General features: G+C 62.2%; 17 protein-coding genes and 1 tRNA gene. 13 read left to right on the top strand and 5 right to left on the bottom strand.

Features of this window, described 5'->3' with window-relative positions; translation table 11 throughout:
- Positions 1-10 precede the first annotated feature (10 nt).
- The 10 genes from ACTS1Z_RS04005 to ACTS1Z_RS03960 all read left to right on the top strand — a co-directional run bounded on the left by ACTS1Z_RS04005 (position 11) and on the right by ACTS1Z_RS03960 (position 10043).
- Positions 11-478 (top strand): DUF2497 domain-containing protein, encoded by a 468-nt coding sequence (locus ACTS1Z_RS04005; protein WP_442623145.1) that lies wholly within the window; start codon positions 11-13, stop codon positions 476-478.
- Positions 479-538: 60 nt separating this feature from the next.
- Complete coding sequence (locus ACTS1Z_RS04000) at positions 539-2605, top strand: prolyl oligopeptidase family serine peptidase (RefSeq protein WP_442623144.1); 2067 nt, start codon at positions 539-541, stop codon at positions 2603-2605.
- The gene (locus ACTS1Z_RS03995; protein WP_442623143.1) at positions 2602-3285 is read left to right on the top strand and encodes an enoyl-CoA hydratase/isomerase family protein; all 684 of its coding nucleotides are present in this window, start codon (positions 2602-2604) and stop codon (positions 3283-3285) included. Before ACTS1Z_RS04000 ends, ACTS1Z_RS03995 begins: the two co-directional genes overlap by 4 nt.
- A 40-nt stretch (positions 3286-3325) precedes the next feature.
- A complete protein-coding gene (locus ACTS1Z_RS03990) occupies positions 3326-3715 on the top strand; it encodes a response regulator (protein WP_442623142.1) in 390 nt (129 codons plus the stop codon).
- 212 nt (positions 3716-3927) lie between these two features.
- A complete protein-coding gene (locus tag ACTS1Z_RS03985) occupies positions 3928-4350 on the top strand; it encodes a response regulator (protein WP_442623141.1) in 423 nt (140 codons plus the stop codon).
- 69 nt (positions 4351-4419) lie between these two features.
- Positions 4420-7152, top strand: coding sequence for a valine--tRNA ligase (locus tag ACTS1Z_RS03980; RefSeq protein ID WP_442623140.1), 2733 nt, complete (start codon positions 4420-4422; stop codon positions 7150-7152).
- Positions 7153-7382: 230 nt separating this feature from the next.
- On the top strand, positions 7383-8378 hold the full coding sequence (gene hemB / locus ACTS1Z_RS03975) for a porphobilinogen synthase (RefSeq protein ID WP_442623139.1): 996 nt from the start codon (positions 7383-7385) through the stop codon (positions 8376-8378).
- Positions 8375-8920, top strand: a complete 546-nt coding sequence (locus tag ACTS1Z_RS03970) for a GNAT family N-acetyltransferase (protein ID WP_442623138.1) — start codon at positions 8375-8377, stop codon at positions 8918-8920. The genes hemB and ACTS1Z_RS03970 overlap by 4 nt, the downstream gene beginning before the upstream one ends.
- Positions 8917-9495 carry a GNAT family N-acetyltransferase gene (locus ACTS1Z_RS03965; protein WP_442623137.1) on the top strand — a complete coding sequence of 193 codons (579 nt, stop codon included), beginning with the start codon at positions 8917-8919 and terminating at the stop codon, positions 9493-9495. Before ACTS1Z_RS03970 ends, ACTS1Z_RS03965 begins: the two co-directional genes overlap by 4 nt.
- On the top strand, positions 9492-10043 hold the full coding sequence (locus ACTS1Z_RS03960; protein ID WP_442623136.1) for a gamma carbonic anhydrase family protein: 552 nt from the start codon (positions 9492-9494) through the stop codon (positions 10041-10043). Before ACTS1Z_RS03965 ends, ACTS1Z_RS03960 begins: the two co-directional genes overlap by 4 nt.
- On the opposite strand, the gene ACTS1Z_RS03955 is transcribed toward ACTS1Z_RS03960, so the two are convergent.
- Positions 10030-10533: a hypothetical protein gene (locus ACTS1Z_RS03955; RefSeq protein ID WP_442623135.1), complete on the bottom strand. Its 504-nt coding sequence runs from the start codon at positions 10531-10533 to the stop codon at positions 10030-10032. The genes ACTS1Z_RS03960 and ACTS1Z_RS03955 overlap by 14 nt on opposite strands.
- 81 nt (positions 10534-10614) lie before the next feature.
- On the opposite strand from ACTS1Z_RS03955, the gene ACTS1Z_RS03950 reads away from it, so the two are divergent.
- The 3 genes from ACTS1Z_RS03950 to ACTS1Z_RS03940 all read left to right on the top strand — a co-directional run bounded on the left by ACTS1Z_RS03950 (position 10615) and on the right by ACTS1Z_RS03940 (position 13891).
- Positions 10615-10691: transfer RNA gene (locus ACTS1Z_RS03950), tRNA-Arg, on the top strand.
- Between the two features lie 112 nt (positions 10692-10803).
- Complete coding sequence (locus ACTS1Z_RS03945; RefSeq protein WP_442623134.1) at positions 10804-12855, top strand: hypothetical protein; 2052 nt, start codon at positions 10804-10806, stop codon at positions 12853-12855.
- 82 nt (positions 12856-12937) lie between these two features.
- A complete protein-coding gene (locus tag ACTS1Z_RS03940; protein WP_442623133.1) occupies positions 12938-13891 on the top strand; it encodes an MBL fold metallo-hydrolase in 954 nt (317 codons plus the stop codon).
- A gap of 3 nt (positions 13892-13894) precedes the next feature.
- Here ACTS1Z_RS03940 and ACTS1Z_RS03935 read toward each other — a convergent pair whose 3' ends face one another.
- The 4 genes from ACTS1Z_RS03935 to ACTS1Z_RS03920 all read right to left on the bottom strand — a co-directional run bounded on the left by ACTS1Z_RS03935 (position 13895) and on the right by ACTS1Z_RS03920 (position 17738).
- Complete coding sequence (locus tag ACTS1Z_RS03935) at positions 13895-14155, bottom strand: hypothetical protein (protein ID WP_442623132.1); 261 nt, start codon at positions 14153-14155, stop codon at positions 13895-13897.
- Between the two features lie 95 nt (positions 14156-14250).
- Entirely contained in the window at positions 14251-15504 is a 1254-nt protein-coding gene (locus ACTS1Z_RS03930) for an N-succinylarginine dihydrolase (protein ID WP_442623131.1), read from the bottom strand.
- A gap of 12 nt (positions 15505-15516) precedes the next feature.
- A complete protein-coding gene (locus ACTS1Z_RS03925) occupies positions 15517-16533 on the bottom strand; it encodes an arginine N-succinyltransferase (RefSeq protein WP_442623130.1) in 1017 nt (338 codons plus the stop codon).
- Positions 16530-17738 (bottom strand): hydrolase, encoded by a 1209-nt coding sequence (locus ACTS1Z_RS03920; RefSeq protein ID WP_442623129.1) that lies wholly within the window; start codon positions 17736-17738, stop codon positions 16530-16532. Before ACTS1Z_RS03920 ends, ACTS1Z_RS03925 begins: the two co-directional genes overlap by 4 nt.
- Positions 17739-17754 lie beyond the last annotated feature (16 nt).

Here is a 17754-nt window from a genome sequence, read left to right as displayed (position 1 = left end):
TGTCGCGCCCATGGGCGACGTTAACCATGAGCCGACGATGGAAGAGATACTGGCTTCCATCAAGAAGATCATCGCAGAGGATGGCGATCCGTCCGGTGGCGAGCCCGAACCGCGCGCGCCGCGCAAGAAGCCGGTCCTGGAAACGTCCGAACCGCCCGTGGCCGAGGATGTTCTCGAACTCACCGACGAGGTAGAGACGACGCCGGAAGTGCCGAGCGCGGATGTCGCCGGAGATGCGGACGAGACGATAGCTTCGGAAGAGACCGTCGAAGCGACGCAGGCGGCCTTCGCCGCGCTCACTGCGATAACGACGCCGCGCGCGAAAGGCGGCAACGCCGACGAGGCGCATCCGCTCGAAGGATTGGTGCGTGAAATGCTCCGGCCGATGCTCAAGGAATGGCTCGACGAGAATCTCTCCGGTATCGTCGAAGAGATGGTGGCTCGCGAAATTGCGCGCATAGCCGCGGGCCGCGAATAAAGGCGGCTTTCGAGCATTCTGACAGCTTGCGCCGCTAGACCGGTGCGCTATCACATCGACATGAGAAAAATCGCCCTGATGACCGCGGTGTGCGCGCTTGCGGCAACCTTGTCGCCCGCTTCCGCACGGAACTTCACGCCGGAGGACTTGGTCCAGCTCAACCGCCTCGGCGGCAGCGCTGTTTCGGCCGATGGCGGCATGCTGGCCTTTGCGATGCAGGAAACCGATCTCGAGGCAAACGCGCGTAGCGGCGATCTGTGGTTGCTCGACCTGCGCGAGCCCGGCTCCGCGCCGGAACGCTTGCGTGCGGCGTCCGATAGCGACGAAAGCGCCCCGGCATTTTCGGCCGACGGCACGCATATCTACTTCCTCTCCGATCGCAGCGGCTCGAGCCAGGTGTGGCGTGCGCCGATCGGCGAGGGCGATGCGGTTCAGGTTACGACTGTCGAGGCTGATGTCGCCGGTTTCGCGATCGGCCCGGGCGGGCGGCGCATAGCGATATGGTTCGACGAGGATTCGGATTGCGCCGATATCAGCTGCGCCGACGCGGAAGCCGTGCCGGATGCGGGCAGCGGCCGGTTTTACGATGCGATCATGGCGCGGCACTGGGGCAGCTGGAACGACGGGACGCAGTCGCGGCTCGTCACCTACGCGCTGGCGGACGGGCTGATCGACGGAGAGGGCGCGGTCGTTTCGCGGCCGCTGAACGGAAATACGCCCACGCGCCCGTTCGGCGGCGGCGAGCAGGTCGCCTGGCATCCGTCGGGCGCGGCGATTTTCTTCACGTTGCGCGAGGGCGGTGTTTCCGAAGCGACATCGACCGATCTCGATATCTACCGCGCGCCTGCCGACGGATCGAGCACGCCGGAAGTGTTGACGGCCGAGAACGAAGCCTATGATTCGCTGCCGACCCCGTCGCCGGACGGACGCTTCCTCGCCTATGTGGCGATGGAGCGCCCTGGTTATGAAAGCGATCGACGCGTGCTCCATCTGCGCGACCTCGTGACCGGTGAAACGCGTGCGCTGACAGAAGATTGGGATCACAGCATCGGTGCGCTCGCCTGGTCGCCTGACGGCCAGTCCATCTATCTGGTTGCGCAAGACCGGCTCGATACGCCTGTCTTCCGCTATGCGCTCACCGAAGGTCGGATCGAGCGCGTGTCGGGCGAGGGCAGCATCGGCGCGATTCTGCCGCAGGCGGACGGCGCGCTGATGGTGAGCCTGGCGAGCGCATTGGCGCCCGCCGATCTCTATCGCATCGAGGCCGACGGGACGATGCGGCAGCTGACCAATGTCAACGGCGCGACGTTCGGCGATATAGAAATGCCGATCCGGGAGGAATTCTCCTTCGCGGGGTCGGATGGCGAGACCGTCTACGGCCAGATATTCCGCCCGCCGGGGCTTGCCGAGGGCGAAACTGCGCCGGTCGCCTATTTCGTGCATGGCGGCCCGCAGGGATCGTTCAGCAACAGCTGGTCGTATCGCTGGAATCCGGCGGCCATGGCGTCGCAGGGCTATGCCGTCGTCACCGTCGATTTTCACGGCAGCACGGGATATGGCCAAGCATTCACCGACAGCATCAACAATGACTGGGGCGGCAAGCCGCTGCGCGATCTGCAGCTCGGCCTAGACGCTGTGCTGGAAGCGAACGGGTGGATGGACGGCGATCGCGTATGCGCGCTCGGCGCCTCCTATGGCGGCTATATGATGAACTGGATCGCCGGCAACTGGCCGGACCGGTTCGACTGTCTCGTCAACCATGCCGGCATCTTCGACCTGCGGCAGTTCTATTATTCGACCGAAGAGCTGTGGTTTCCCGAATGGGATTTCGGCGGGCCCTATTTCGAGCGCGAAGATGCCTATGAACGTTGGAACCCCGTCCATCATGTCGAGAACTGGCAGACGCCGATGCTGGTGATCCATGGCGAGCTCGATTTCCGCATTCCCTATAGCCAGAGCCTCGCCGCCTTCACCGCCCTGCAGCGGCAGGGTGTCGCGTCCGAACTGCTCGTGTTTCCCGACGAAAACCACTGGGTGAACTCGCCGCGCAACAGCCTGCAATGGCATCGCACCGTATATGACTGGGTGGCGCGCTGGACGGCCAGCGAAAGCGGCGCGCCCGAGTGAGCGCCTTTCGCACCGAAACACGCGGCGCGACACTGCTGGTTACGCTGGATCGGCCGCCGCTGAATGCGTTGAACGCGGAAACGCTCGAAGAGGGCGCGGCGCTGCTGGAAAAACTGGGCGACGAGCCGCCGGCCGGCGGCGTGGTCCTGACGGGCGCGAACGGCGTTCTGACGGCCGGCGTCGATATCAAACAGGCCGCCGATGCGGATCGCGCGATGCGGCGGCGGCTATTCTGGGGGATCAACGATTTCTGCGCGGCATTGATGCGCCTGCCATGCGCTTTCGTTTGCGCGGTACCGGGGCACGCGATCGGCGCCGGTGGGATCATCGCGATCGCCGCCGACTGGACGGTGATCGCCGATACGGACCTGAAGATCGGATTGCCCGAAGCGAAAGCGGGTCTCGCTTTCCCCCAAGTACCGCAGATCATTATGGAATATGGGCTCGACCCGGTCTGGCATCGCAGGCTCGCTTTCAGTTCGCGACTGATGGGCGCGGCAGAGGCCGTGGAGACCGGCATGGCCGACGAGTGCGTGATGCCCGAAAGGACAGTTGATAAAGCGGTTGCGAGGGCCGAGGAATTCGCTAGTCAGCCCGCCTTTAACGAAGTGAAGGCTAATATGCGCCACAAGGCATGGGCCGATATCGAATCGGTATATGCGCGGCGCGGAACGGATTAGCCGTTCGGACATTGTTTCCGGCATGACAGAAGGAATGAGTATGAGTGATACAGACGGCATCGGTACTGGCGACGAAACCATATTGTTCGTCGAAGACCAGGAGGATGTCGCTGAAGTCGCCCAGGCCATGCTCGAGGAACTCGGCTACACGGTGATCCATGCGATCAATGCGCAGCGCGCGCTCGATATTCTCGAAGATCGCGACGATATCGACTTGCTGCTGACCGACATCGTGATGCCGGGTACGCTCAACGGCGCGGATCTCGCGTTGCGCGTGCAGAAGGAAAAGGGCCTCAAGGCGGTTCTCGTCACGGGTTATGCCGACAAGGCGATCCCGACGGACCAGTTCGAGCGGTTCGACGTCATACTCAAGCCGTTCCGGATGGACGAACTGGGCAAACGCATCCGCGCCGCGCTCGACGGCGAATAACAGGCGCACGGGTAAAGGCCGCATTAACCGTATTTCGCAAGACCATGTTAGCTCTCTGTGATAACCATATCGCTCCCACAAACCTTTGAAAAACAGTGATAAATTGTGGCAATCCGTGGCGCGTGGTGATAGTGGGCCGCGCGTGTTAACCGATGGCGAAAAATGTCGTGAGATTTGGGGGAACCGGCAGCGTTCATTGTCGTTTGCAGACTATGGCTCTCTCGCGAATCTTCAAAAAACTTGCCGGCCCGGACAAGGTGCCGGAGCCGGGCAGGCCGATCACGGTGCTGCTCGTCGATGACCAGCCGGATGTGGCGCAGGTCACGAAGGAACTGCTCCGGGAGAAGGGCTACACGGTCGTCGCGAAATCGCACGCCGCAGGAGCGCTCGATGCCCTGGCGACGAACCCGGATATCGATATCGTCGTCTCGGACGTTGTGATGCCCGGCGAGCTGGGCGGCGCGGATATCGCCGAGTTCGCCAAGGAGATGGCGGGCCTGAAGACGATCCTCATCAGCGGCTTTCCCCACCACAGGATCACGATAGAAAGTCTCGGAAAATATGATGTCGTGCTCAAGCCGTTCCTGATCGACGAACTCGACGAACGGATCCGCGCGGCGCTCGACTGCGACTGACGCGGACAGGCTCGTAACAGCGAAAAGCCGGTAGCGCCGCGCGATGCGCCTTGCTAACGGCTGATCGCCATGAGCGAGCTACCCAAGACATTCGATCCCGCGGCCATCGAGGCGCGCTGGTATGCCCATTGGGAAGAGGAAGGCCTGTTCCGCCCCGAACGGGATGAGGCCGAACCCTTCACGATCGTCAATCCGCCGCCCAATGTGACGGGTAGCCTGCATATCGGCCATGCGCTCGACAATACGCTCCAGGACATCCTGATCCGGCACCAGCGGCTGCTAGGCAAGGACGCGCTCTGGGTCGTCGGCACCGATCATGCCGGCATCGCCACCCAGATGGTTGTCGAACGCCAGCTCATGGAAACACAACAGAAGCGCACCGATTTCACGCGCGAGGAATTCGTCGAGAAGGTCTGGCAGTGGAAGGAAGAGAGCGGCGGGACGATCACCCGCCAGCTCCGGCGCCTAGGTTGCTCGATGGACTGGGAGAACGAGCGCTTCACCATGGACGAGGGCTTCACCAAGGCCGTCACCAAGGTGTTCGTCGATCTCTACAATGACGGGCTGATCTATCGCGACAAAAGGCTCGTGAACTGGGATCCGGGCCTCAAGACCGCGATCTCCGATCTCGAGGTCGAGAATAGCGAGATCAACGGCCATTTCTGGCACTTCTCCTATCCGCTGGAAGATGGCAGCGGCGCGATCAGCGTGGCAACGACCCGGCCCGAAACCATGCTCGCCGATATGGCCGTCGCCGTGCATCCGAGTGACGAACGCTATGCCGATATCGCCGGCAAGAGGGTAAAGCTGCCGATCACCGGCCGGCTCGTCCCGGTAATAACGGACGAACATGCCGATCCCGAACTGGGGTCTGGCGCGGTGAAGATCACGCCGGGCCATGATTTCAACGATTTCGATGTGGGCAAGCGGGCCGGCATCGCTCCGGCTGACATGCTCAACATGCTCGATGCCGATGCGAAGGTCTGCCAGACGGCGGACGGACTGATCCCCGACGCGCTTGTCGGCATGGACCGGTTCGATGCGCGCAAGAAGGTCGTCGAGATGATCGACGCCGCCGGCCTGCTCGAACAGGTCGAGGACCGCGTGATCGTCACGCCCTATGGCGACCGTTCCAATGTCGTCATCGAGCCCTGGCTGACCGATCAATGGTATGTCGACGCCGAGACGCTGGCGCAGGCCCCGATCAAGGCGGTGCGCGACGGCACGATCAAGATCGTCCCGAAAAGCTGGGAAAAGACCTTTTTCAACTGGATGGAGAATATCCAGCCCTGGTGCGTATCGCGCCAGCTATGGTGGGGGCACCGTATTCCGGCTTGGTACTCTTTCAATCACATCACACTCGAAACCGAAGTGTTTGTGACGGACAGTAAGGAGGAATTCGAAAGGCTGGCGCTGGCCAAGGACCAAAACATCGCAGAGTTCTTGTATTTCGATAGCCGCAGCGAGGCTTTAGACTACCAACCTGCTGGCGGAATCCCGAGCAATGTTTGCATTGCATATCGTGACCCCGACGTGCTCGACACGTGGTTTTCCTCCGGCCTCTGGCCTTTTGCGACTTTGGGTTGGCCCGAGGAAACCGAAGACCTCAAGCGCCACTATCCCAACAGCGTCCTGATCTCGGGCTTCGATATCCTGTTCTTCTGGGATGCGCGGATGATGATGCAGGGGATGCACTTCATGGGCGAGGTGCCCTGGCATACGCTCTACCTCCACGGCCTTGTCCGCGCCGCGGACGGGCAGAAAATGTCCAAGTCCAAGGGCAATACCGTCGATCCGCTTGGATTGATCGACAAATACGGCGCAGACGCGCTGCGCTTCTTCATGGCGGCGATGGAAAGCCAGGGCCGCGACATCAAGATGGATGAAAAGCGCGTCGAGGGCTATCGCAACTTCGCAACCAAGCTCTGGAACGCGGCGCGTTTCTGCCAAGCCAACGGCATCGGGGCGAGCACAACGCTGGAGGCGCCGGCAGCGGAAAAACCCGTTAATCGCTGGATCATCGCCGAGACGATCCAGACCATCCAGCAGCTCGATCTCGCCTTCGCCGACCTGCGCTTCGACGGCGCGGCGAACACCATCTACCATTTCGTCTGGGACCGGTTCTGCGACTGGTATCTCGAACTCATCAAGGGCCAGATCGAGGACGAGACCAAGGCGGTGGCGGGCTGGGTGCTGGACCAGATCCTGGTCATGCTGCACCCCTTCATGCCTTTCGTCACCGAAGAGCTGTGGAGTAAGATGGGCGACCGCCCGGACTATCCGCTGATCACCGCCAAATGGCCGATCGCCGATGCGCGCGCGATGGACGAGGATGCGGCGAAGGAGATCGATTGGTTGATCCGATTAGTCAGCGAAGTACGCACGGCGCGATCAGAACTGAACATTCCGCCAGGCGCGAAGCTTGGCGTTCATGTCAGCGATGCTTCGGGGACTACGCTCGAAAGGCTGGAGCGGCAGGCGTCTGCGCTGGCGCGTGTTGGCCGGATCGAAACGGTCAGCACCGGTGCTGCTCCCGATGGGAGCGCGGCTCAAATCCCCGTGGACGAAGCGACATATGTCATACCCCTCGAAGGCGTAATCGATCTCGATGCCGAGAGGGCCCGCCTCGCAAAATCGCTCGCAGCGGCTGAGAAGGAAGCCAACTCACTCGACAAGCGCCTGTCCAATCCGCAATTCGTCGAAAAGGCGAAGCCTGAGGCGGTCGAGAAGGCCCGCGCCGATCATGCGGAAAAGACCGCCGAGGCCGAGCGGCTCAAGGCGGCGCTGGAGCGGTTGGGCTAATCAATCCCTCTCCCCTTGCGGGAGAGGGAAAGGCGGCGCGCAGCGCCGTCAGGGAGAGGGGGCGCAGAGTGAGCGGAGCGAGCGTGATTTCATGTGCATGGCTCTCCGCGATTTACCCCTCTCTTACTGCGACTACGGCAACAAGTTGCCAAGTCTCCGTTTTCTCTCCCGCAAGGGGAGAGAAGCATGACCGCTAGCCCGGTCCTCAAATCCCCGCTAAACCGCATTGCATGACCGAAGCCGCCTATCCCGCCACGCGCCTGCGCCGTACCCGTGCCACAGCCTGGTCGCGCGCGATGGTCGCGGAGAACCGGCTGCATCCGTCGGACCTTATCTGGCCGCTTTTCGTCACCGATGGCGACGAGGAGCAGCCGATCGGCACGATGCCGGGCGTATCGCGCTGGCCGGTCGAGCAGATCGCGGAGCGGGCGCGCGAGGCGGCGGATGCGGGCATTCCCTGCGTCGCGCTGTTCCCCAATACACAGCCCGAACTCCGCTCGGACGACGGGGCGGAAGCGCTCAATCCGGACAATCTGATGTGCCGCGCGATCGGCGAGATCAAGGACGCCTGCGGCTCGGATATCGGGATCCTCACCGATGTCGCGCTCGATCCCTATACGTCGCACGGGCAGGATGGGCTCGTCGGCGATAGCGGCCGGGTGCTCAATGATGATACGGTATCGGTACTCGTCGAACAGGCGCTGAACCAGGCGCGGGCCGGGGCCGATATCATCGCGCCGTCCGACATGATGGACGGCCGGGTCGGCGCGATCCGCGCGGCGCTCGAAGACGATGCGCACACCAATGTGCAGATCATGGCCTATGCGGCGAAATATGCGAGCGCCTTTTACGGGCCGTTCCGCGATGCCGTGGGCAGCGGAGGTCTCCTGAAAGGCGACAAGAAAACCTATCAGATGGACCCCGCCAATGGCGACGAGGCGCTGCGCGAAGTGGCACTCGACATTGCCGAGGGCGCGGACAGCGTGATGGTGAAGCCGGGGCTCGCCTATCTCGATATCGTGCGGCGGGTGAAGGAGCGGTTCGAGGTGCCGGTCTTCGCTTATCAGGTGTCGGGCGAATATGCGATGATCGAAGCCGCGGCCGCAGCCGGGGCAGGGGACCGCGACGCGCTGGTGCTGGAAACGCTGCTGGCGTTCAAACGGGCCGGCTGCTCGGGCGTGCTGACCTATCATGCTCTCCATGCCGCGCGCCTGATCGGATCGTGAGCGGCACCGCGATTGAAACGCAAAGACTGATCCTCAGAAACTGGCGCTTCGAGGATCGCTGGCCTTTTGCCGAAATGAATGGCGATCCGGAGGTCATGCGCTATTTTCCCTCGACGCTGACACGCGACGAGAGCGATGCGCTGGTCGGGCGGATCGGACAACATTTGGCGCGGCACGGGTTCGGTCTCTGGGCCGTCGAACGTAAGGAAGACCGCCAGTTCCTAGGCTTTTGCGGCTTGGCGCGGATCGAATTCGCCTGCCCGATAGAGGGCGATGTCGAGATCGGTTGGCGGCTGGCCCGGCATTGCTGGCGCCAGGGCTATGCATTGGAGGCGGCATCGGCCTGTCTGGAATGGGCATGGGCGCACCGCGATTTCCAGCGCATCGTCTCGATGACCGCCGACATCAATGAACCGAGCTGGAGCCTGATGCGAAAACTCGGGATGGAGCATCGTCCAGAGCTCGATTTTCTACATCCGCGGCTCGCGGATGACAGCCCGCTCAAGCCCCATGTCGTCTATGTCGTGGATCGGCCGGCATGACCGACGCGATCATCGAAACCGACCGCCTGATCCTCCGCAATTGGCGCGATGCGGACCGCGAGCCAATGTACGCGCACGTCAATTCTCGGCCCAATGTCATGCGCTACCTGCTCGGCGTGCAGACGCGCGAAAAGACCGACGAGATGATCGACAAATTCATCCGCTGGCAGCGCGAGCATGGCCACAGCTTCTGGGCGGTCGAGCGCAAGGACGATGGCGCGTTGCTCGGATTTTGCGGGTTGAAGCGTGTCGATGACGACGGCACCTTGCCGGACCCGGGAACAATGGAGATCGGATGGCGGCTGCGCGAGGATGCGTGGGGGCGGGGCTATGCCCGGGAAGCGGCCGTCGCCAGCATGAATTACGCTTTCGATGCTTTCGATCCAGCATTCGTCACGGCATTCACGGTCGAGGGCAATGCGGGGTCATGGGGCCTGATGAAACGGCTCGGCATGCGCCGCCGCGAGGATCTGGATCATTGGTATGACGATTGGGGGCCGGAGCTCGGCAACGGCATAGTCTACAGGATAACGGCCGAAGAATGGGCCGAGAAGCGCAAGGAATTCGAAACATGAAAGATGTCAGCATCATCCCGTTCAACGGCAAGACGCCGCAGATTCATGAGACCGCGTTCGTGGCGCCCGGCTGCCGTCTGATCGGCGATGTGCGGATCGGCGCGGGGTCGAGTATCTGGTACAATTGCGTGCTGCGCGCGGACGTCAACTATATCGAGATCGGCGAGCGCTCCAACATCCAGGACGGGACCGTCGTTCATTGCGACGGCGATCATGGCCCAGAGCATCCGGGCACGCCGACGATCATCGGCCACGACGTGCTGATCGGCCATATGGCGATGGTCCATGGCACGAAGCTGCACGACAAGAGCTTTGTCGGGCTCGGCGCGATCGTGATGGACGGCTGCGAAATCGAGAGCGGCGGGATGATCGCGGCGGGCGGCATGCTGACGCCCGGCAAGATCATCAAGGCCGGCGAAATGTGGGGCGGGCGCCCGGCGAAGAAGATGCGCGACCTGACCGAGCAGCAGCAGGCGGTGAACAATCTCGGCGCGATGCATTATGCCCAGCTTGCGCCGCTGCACGCCGATGCGGTCAGCGAGTCCTGAGCCGCCCGTTCAACGCGCCGTAGCGCGCGTTTTGCGCCGCGTAGAGGGTTGCCACCCGATCGCGCGCTTCGACCAGCCGATCGATTTCCACCGGTTCGCCGCGCATCATCTGCTCGGCCAGGATCGTATCGAGCGCGCTGAGTGCGATAGTCGTTTCGGCCCGCGCTGAATCGAGCGCCGACACCGCAAGTTGCGCTTCGATCCAGGCCTCGCTTTCGGCCGGACGTCCCGCCGCCATGTCGACCGCCTGCCGGGCCGACGGATAGGCCGCATCGAAATCGCTGTCGCCAGCGCGCGCTTGGCTCACGAGCCGTTCGATCTCTGCAGCAAGCGTCGCGTCGGTCGCCGAGGGCACGGGTGCGATTGCCCGCGTCGGCTCGTCGAGAATGCCCTCGATCGGCCGCGTGGCGAGCGACGGCGGCTCGCCTTCGGGGCCCGCACAGGCAATCAGCAGAAGGGGCATGGCACATATGGCGGCGCGACGGATCATGCGCTTCTCCTAGGCGCACAGGCTTTTGCCCGCAACGGGGTTGCGCCGCCGCGCCAGTCCGCCTACATGGCGCGTTCCCAAGCGCCCGTAGCTCAGCTGGATAGAGTACCTGACTACGAATCAGGGGGTCGGAGGTTCGAATCCTTCCGGGCGCGCCACTTCCCTAATTGCCGGCTTTCTATCGCAATAGCGGCGTAATGTCCGTCTGATATGGTATTCAGATGGTCCGCCTCTCGACAAGAGGCAAAGCTATGTTGCGGAGAATGGAAGATGGCCGACACAGTCCCCAATATCGCTGGTATTGCCGCTATCACGGGGCAGTCCGACGGCGACGTTGTCTACCTGACTGACACCGATCGTGCTGGCTGGTTTCAGTTCGATGACGATGATGTGTCGGCCGCCGTGTCGGGCGGTGTGGCCTATGGTGACACGGAAAATGGCATATATGTTCTGCCGTCTTCGGACACATCAGGCAGCTCCGGCCTTTGGATCAGGCAATATGACGGGCCGATAAATTCACTGTGGTTCGGCTCTGGGGAGAATGGAATCGAGGCTGCAATCGCACTGGCTGGGACCGGCAACTGTGCGCGGGTCGTCGACACGCGCGAAATAACTGGCACTTTGTCGATAACCAAGGATTTGTGGGCAGGGGTCACCGATGTCACGGTCTTGACTGGTCCGGCGACCTGGGAGATCGATTCCGACACAGTTCAGCAGCGTCCCTATCATGGCTGCACGATCATCTGCGCGGACACGGTCTTCCAACCGGATGCTGACGACGCCGAAGGCACGGGCCCCTCGGTGCAGGGCCAGGGCCTGTTCGCCTTGCATGTCGAAGAAACTACGGCGACGACTACGTCCTTTCCCAACGAGATAACGGTTGCCAGTACAGCAAATCTTCGCCCCGGAGGTTGCGTTGCCGTGCAGGGGCTTCTCGGTGCGAACAGTAATCAGCGTACGACACTAAGCGGCGCGCTTGATGCCAGTTCGACTACGATTAGCGTCGCGGAGACGACTGGCTTCGACAATGCTTCCGACGGCGTCGGTACCATCATGATCGGGTCGGAGATCATCACCTATACAGGCGTTAAGAGCAGCCCCAGCCACACTTTTACGGGCTGCGTGCGCGGAGCACTGGGGACCACGGCAACCTCTCATTCCGATGGCAGCAATGTCGATATCGTCCTGGACAAGGTTGCCAGAATAGAATCGATAGTTGGAACGACAGTCACACTTGATACCATGGCGACGGAGAGCCTCACAGATGCGCGTGTCAGGATCGGCGCGAAGGACGTGTCGTTTCTGGGAACGGCAGACTGGCGCGGTCGGCGGGGTGATGACCCCAATCATGCCCTTTTGGGCGGTGTGTCGATGTCGGTCTCTGCCGGATGTATCATCGAGAAGGGACATAGTTTTCGATCATTCAATCATTTCGGCGTTCTCATTAGAGCGAGCATCGATTTCAACATCGAGGTCGGCGCTTGTGCCGACAATTTCAAACCAACACCCGAGACCGGTCAGGACGTGTTCGTGTTCGGCCAATGCCGTGATGGCAGGCTCAGAACCACCAGCCACAACAATACACGGGTTGCCGTATTTCTCGATGATCGCAGTTCGAGTGGCGGCAACAGCCTGATCGGCGAAAACGAAGCCGTTGCAGTCGATGTCGGACCGGCTGATACCGAGTCGACCACGCTTGCCGTCCATGGCGCACGCAACTGCAACATAAGGGCGCCGTATCTGAAAAGCGATACGGGCCCCGCTTTCCAACTCCTTTCCGGCGGCCCGCAATGGACGACACCGACCGCCAGCGAAAACAACTCGATCGACATCGGTTACGCCGAAGGCTCTCCGGCCGTCAGAGTTGGAGATGGGACGGCCGGAATACGCAACGTTGACGACGGTAACAATATCATCGTCGTGGGGCGAGCCGTTGGCGCCGTCAATCCCAACGACAGCGTTGGTAACACGATCATCGTCGAAGGCGTTACATACGGATTGCTGAAAGAGGGTTTCGGTGGAGAGGTTGTGATTTCCGGCGGCGATGTCACCGTTACGCATAGAGTTCATATCATCGACACTGAGGGAAATGCTTCCACAGACGTTCTTGACAGCATCTCGGTTGCTGGGGATGGGCCGAAGAGCGGGATGACGGTGACGTTTCGGCAGCAGGCAAATTCACGGGCTGTGACTTACGAGCATAGCGCGACATTGGTCTGCAAGGGTTCTGTGGATGCAACGCCCGCTACGAACAGTGAAACCATTACTTTTATGTATTTCGCTGACTTGGCGCGCTGGCAGGAAATTTATCGTTCATTTTGATGGATAATGACGAAGCGACCACCGTCGACCGCAACATGGCCTCCTGGTTTTTTCGGAGCGATGATTGCGCTAGACTAATGTCATGACCACGCCGCGCTGGACTTTCTCCCATGGCCTGCACGATCTCGGCAATGGCGCCTGGGCGTGGTTGCAGCCGGATGGCGGATGGGGGTGGTCGAATGCGGGGCTGATCGTCGATGGCGACCAGTCGCTGCTCGTCGATACGCTGTTCGATGCGCGGTTGACCGGCGATATGCTCGGCGCGATGCAGGATGCGACCGGGCTCGCGGCCGACGATATTGGCACGCTCGTCAACACCCATGCCAATGGCGATCACACGCATGGCAATGGCCTGTGCCGGCATGCGGAGATCATCGCCTCGGAGGCCAGCGCACGTGAGATGGAAGAGGTCGACGCCGCGCGGCTGCGGACGATGATGGAGGCGGCACCCAATCTCGGCCCGACCGGCAAATATCTGCTCGACATTTTTGGGGATTTCGACTTCGGCGACGTCGCCGAGCGTGCCCCGACGCGGACCTTTTCGGGCGCCCTGGAGCTGCGTGTGGGCGACAAGCGGATCGAACTGATCGAAGTCGGCCCGGCGCATACGGCGGGCGATGTACTCGTCCACGTACCGGACGATCGCATCGTCTATACCGGCGATATCCTGTTCATCGACGGCACGCCGATCATGTGGGCGGGGCCGGTCGGCAACTGGATCGCCGCCTGCGACCGGATACTCGCGATGGATGTCGAGGCGATCGTGCCCGGACATGGACCGATTACCGATAAGGCCGGTGTGCGCACGGTGCAGGCTTATCTGCGCTATATCGACGGCGAGGCGCGCACGCGCTTCGATGCCGGATTGTCGGTCCGGGACGCGGCCCACGATATAGCGCTCGGCGATTATGCGAGCTGGATCGACGCCGAACGGATCGCGGTCAATGTCGACACGCTGTATCGCGAATATCGCGAAGATACGTCGCCGCCCGATATCGTCGGCCTGTTCTCGCTGATGGCGGAGTTGAAGCGCTAGCCTTTAATGTCGCTCGCGCCAGTCTCGGGCGAGCTTGCGCAATCGTTTCTGCCGCGGGCGTTTGGGCGTCGCATCGAGGATTTTCGCGCCGCCGAGAAACACCGCGCCGGTACAGCACAGCGCGAGGAATATCCCCATCGGACCTTTGTACTGGACGAGGTAGAGCTGCGCGCGCGCCGTGGCGCCGACCGCCAGCGCATAGATGATCAGATAGGCTTCGAACCGGGTCTTGATGACGAACAGGCGAGCGATACGCAACCACATGCCAAATAGTTAAGCAAGGCGCATGCCAACCCCGGAATTCCGGGACTCCCGCGTTAACGGAAATGGTAAACTGTAAGTTAATCCGACAGGGCCGGTCAGATCAGTTCGGTCAGGTCCAGCGTTTCGTACAACGCGGTGCGCGCGGCCGCGATATCGCTGTGCAATTGAGTATCGGCAAGATGATCCGCGTCGATCGTCTCGGGCCAGGTCGCGGCGGCGACATCGCGGATCGCGTCGAGCTTCGCTTCGTTCATCAGAAAACGCGGGTCGATGGTTTCCGGATCAGCCAGCACGCGCAGCCGCAGACAGGCCGGGCCGCCGCCATTCGCCATGGACTGCCGCACATCGACCGGGATCAGCTTCCGGATCGGCCCGTTGCCTGAAACCATATCTTCGAGCCACGACCACACGGCCTCACTGTCGCGGGATTCGGTCGGCAGGATCAGCGCCATGCCGCCTTCGGGCAGGCTGACGAGCTGGGCGTTGAACAGATAGGTCTTGATCGCTTCTTCCAGTGACACGGCGACCGTGGGGACCTCGACGATCGCGACATCGGGCATCCGGCTCCGCAGGTCCGTGAAAAAACTGTCGCGGTCGGCGAACGCCTGTTCGTGACAGAAAAGGACATTTTCGTTGGCGACCGCGACCACGTCGTTATGAAAGGCGCCTGCGGCGATCGCCGTAGTCGATTGTTCGACGAACATCGCCCGCTCCGGAACGAGGCCGTGTTTGCGCGCGACGGCTTTGGAAGCCTCGATATGCTGACGGGCCGGGAAGGGACCGCCGCTCCTGCCATAGACGAAGATCTCGACCCCCGGCGCGTCGTGCGATGTGGCGAGCCGCATGAAATTGGCTGCGCCTTCGTCTCCGAACGGTGGCGGGACGGGATCGTGCACGGCAAAATGTGCGCCATCGGCGAAGGCGATGCGGAGCTGCGCCAGCGTCTCCGGCCACTCATGGCTGCGATGCGGCATGGTCACGAGATTGGCGGGCGTGAGGTGGCAGCGGCCATCGGCCGTATCGGGTGCCGGGGAAACGGTCGCCGCATTAGCCGTCCACATGGCGGAGGCGGACATCGCATTGGCGAGCAGGGGCAGGTCCGCATGGGTGGCATCCGTGCCGAGCGCCTCGAGCCAGGCCGCGTCCGGCCGCCGATGCGGGAGAAACGCACCCTGTGCCAGACCGAGCCGTACATTGGCGCGCATCTTCTCGATGCCCTGCAAGGCGGCCGCGCGCGGCTGAGAGATTTTCCCGGCATTCTTGGCCGAGGCGAGGTTGCCCAGGCTGAGCCCCGCATAATTGTGCGACGGACCGATGATGCCGTCAAAATTGATTTCGGAGAGCGCCATGACAGTCTCCCGTTAGCGGCTCACGTACCGGATCGTATCGCCCGTTTCGGCCTTCAGGATATCGGCGGCCTGGGAATCGATTTCGACCTCCTCGTCGCCCAGCATGCCGACATTGGCGTAACAGCAGCGAAAGGATTCGAGCCGGCCGATCGCGGCCAGCGAACGGCTGCCACCCTCGGCTTCGATATCGACGATCTTCCCGGTCCGCGATTCGGACACGGATTTCACATTGTCGATATCCGCCTCCATCGTGGGCCCACCATCGAAGATATCGATATAGTTGTTGAAGCGGAATCCCTCGCTTTCGAGCATCCGCATGGCTGCGCGTCCCGAGGGATGGGGTTTGCCTATGACGGAACGGGCGGCTTCGGGGAGCATGTTCAGATATATCGGATGTTTCGGCATCAGGTCCGCGATGAACTGGTTGCCGTGGCGCGCGTTGAACTCATCGGCTTCCTGGAAGGACATGCCGAAGAACTTGCCGGCCAGCGCATCCCAGAATGCCGAACCGCCCGCCTCGTCGATCACGCCGCGCAATTCCGCGATCAGTTTCTGGCCGAAGCGCTTACGATGCTCGGCGATGAACAGGTATCGGCTGCGGGCGAGCAGCTTGCCGAGCCCGCCCGCGCGTTCATTGGGATGGAGGAACAGGCCGCCGACCTCGGATGCGCCCTCATAATCGGTGGTCAGCGACAGGATTTTCGAGCTGAAGGTCCGGTCGAGCTCCTTGCTGTGCTGCGTATAGGTAGTGATGCGATAGCTGTAGAAGGGCCAGCGCTTGCCGACGGCGGCGAAAATCTGCGCCGTGCCGCGCACATGGCCGGTATTCACATTTTCGAGCGCGAGCAAGAACAAGTCGTTCGCGGACTCTCCCTCGGTTTTCGCGAATGCTTCTTCGGAGCGCGCGAGCTTTTCATTGAGCGCGCCGCGATCGGGCGGCAGGTTCGTGAACCCGCCCCCGGTAAGCTTGGCCATTTCGTAGAGCTGGTCGACATCGTCGCGGCGCGCGGCGCGGACAACGAAACTCATAATTTTCCCCTCTCGGCGAGCCGGAGCAGCACCAGCGTGGAAAGCTGCGCCCGTTCCGGCAGGCTGTCGACTAACAAGAATTCATCCGGCGAATGGATCGCACCGCCGCGCACGCCCATCGTATCGACGACCGGCACGCCGCAGGCGGCGATATTGTTGCCGTCGCAGACGCCGCCCGTCGATTTCCAGGCGATATCGAGGCCGAGATCGGCGCCGCATTCCTTCACGAGCCCGAACAGCTTCTCGGCCTGCGGGTCGATCGGCTTGGGTGGTCGTCCGAAGCCGCCATGGACATGGATATCGACTTCCCGGCGCGCACCGATATCGGCGACCGCTTCATCGAGCAGGCGCTGCGCGCGCTCCTGATCTTCGAGTGTCTCGGGCCGCATATTGAGCCGCAGCACGGCATGATCGGGCACGACATTGTTCGCGCCGCCGCCCTCGATCTTCGCCGGGTTGACCTTGAGGCCCGGCCCGATTCCCGCTTCGAGTTTCAACGCCAGCTCGGCGGCCGCGAGCAATGCGCTGCGGCCTTCTTCGGGATTGCGGCCCGCATGGGCGCTCTTGCCGGTGATGATGATCGACCAGTTGCCGCTGCCCCCGCGCGCGCCGGCCAGCGTGCCATCGGGCAGGGCGGGTTCGTAGGTCAGCGCGGCGAGCTTGCCCTTCGCGGCCTGTGCCAGCAGCGCCGCCGACCCCGGCGATCCGATTTCTTCGTCCGAATTTATGACGACTTCATAGCCGATCCGTTCAGCAAGCGGCGATGCCTCGACGGCTTTGAGCGCCGAGAGCATCAGCGCGATACAGCCTTTCATATCGGTCACGCCGGGGCCGTTCAGCGTATTGTCGTCGAGCCAGGTCAGATTTTGAAACGGATGATCTTTGCCGAAAACGGTATCCATATGGCCGGTCAGCAGCACCTGCACGGGCGCATCCGGGCGGACTTTGAGATGCAGGTTTTTGCCCGTTTCGCGCTGTGTGACGGTGCCGTCGGATTCGACGATCTCTCCGGGAACGGGATCGGCCAGCTCCAGCTCTCCCGGCAGAGCCGAAAAAGCGTCGACCAGTTTCCCGGCGACCTGTTTCAGGCCTGGCAGATTGGCGGATCCGCTGTTGATCGCGGCCCAGTCCTTCGTCTGGTCCAGCATTGGCGCGTCGGCGGCCTTTTCGAGCGCGCCGCGCTCTTCGTTGGTCATCTGAGTCATCGCGAACCCCTTAGCC

Source organism: Parasphingopyxis sp. (genome assembly GCF_052168295.1).
Classification (GTDB): Bacteria; Pseudomonadota; Alphaproteobacteria; order Sphingomonadales; family Sphingomonadaceae; genus Parasphingopyxis.
The sequence above is the reverse complement of the archived record's forward strand: the minus strand, read 5'-3'. Positions and strand labels throughout refer to the sequence as shown.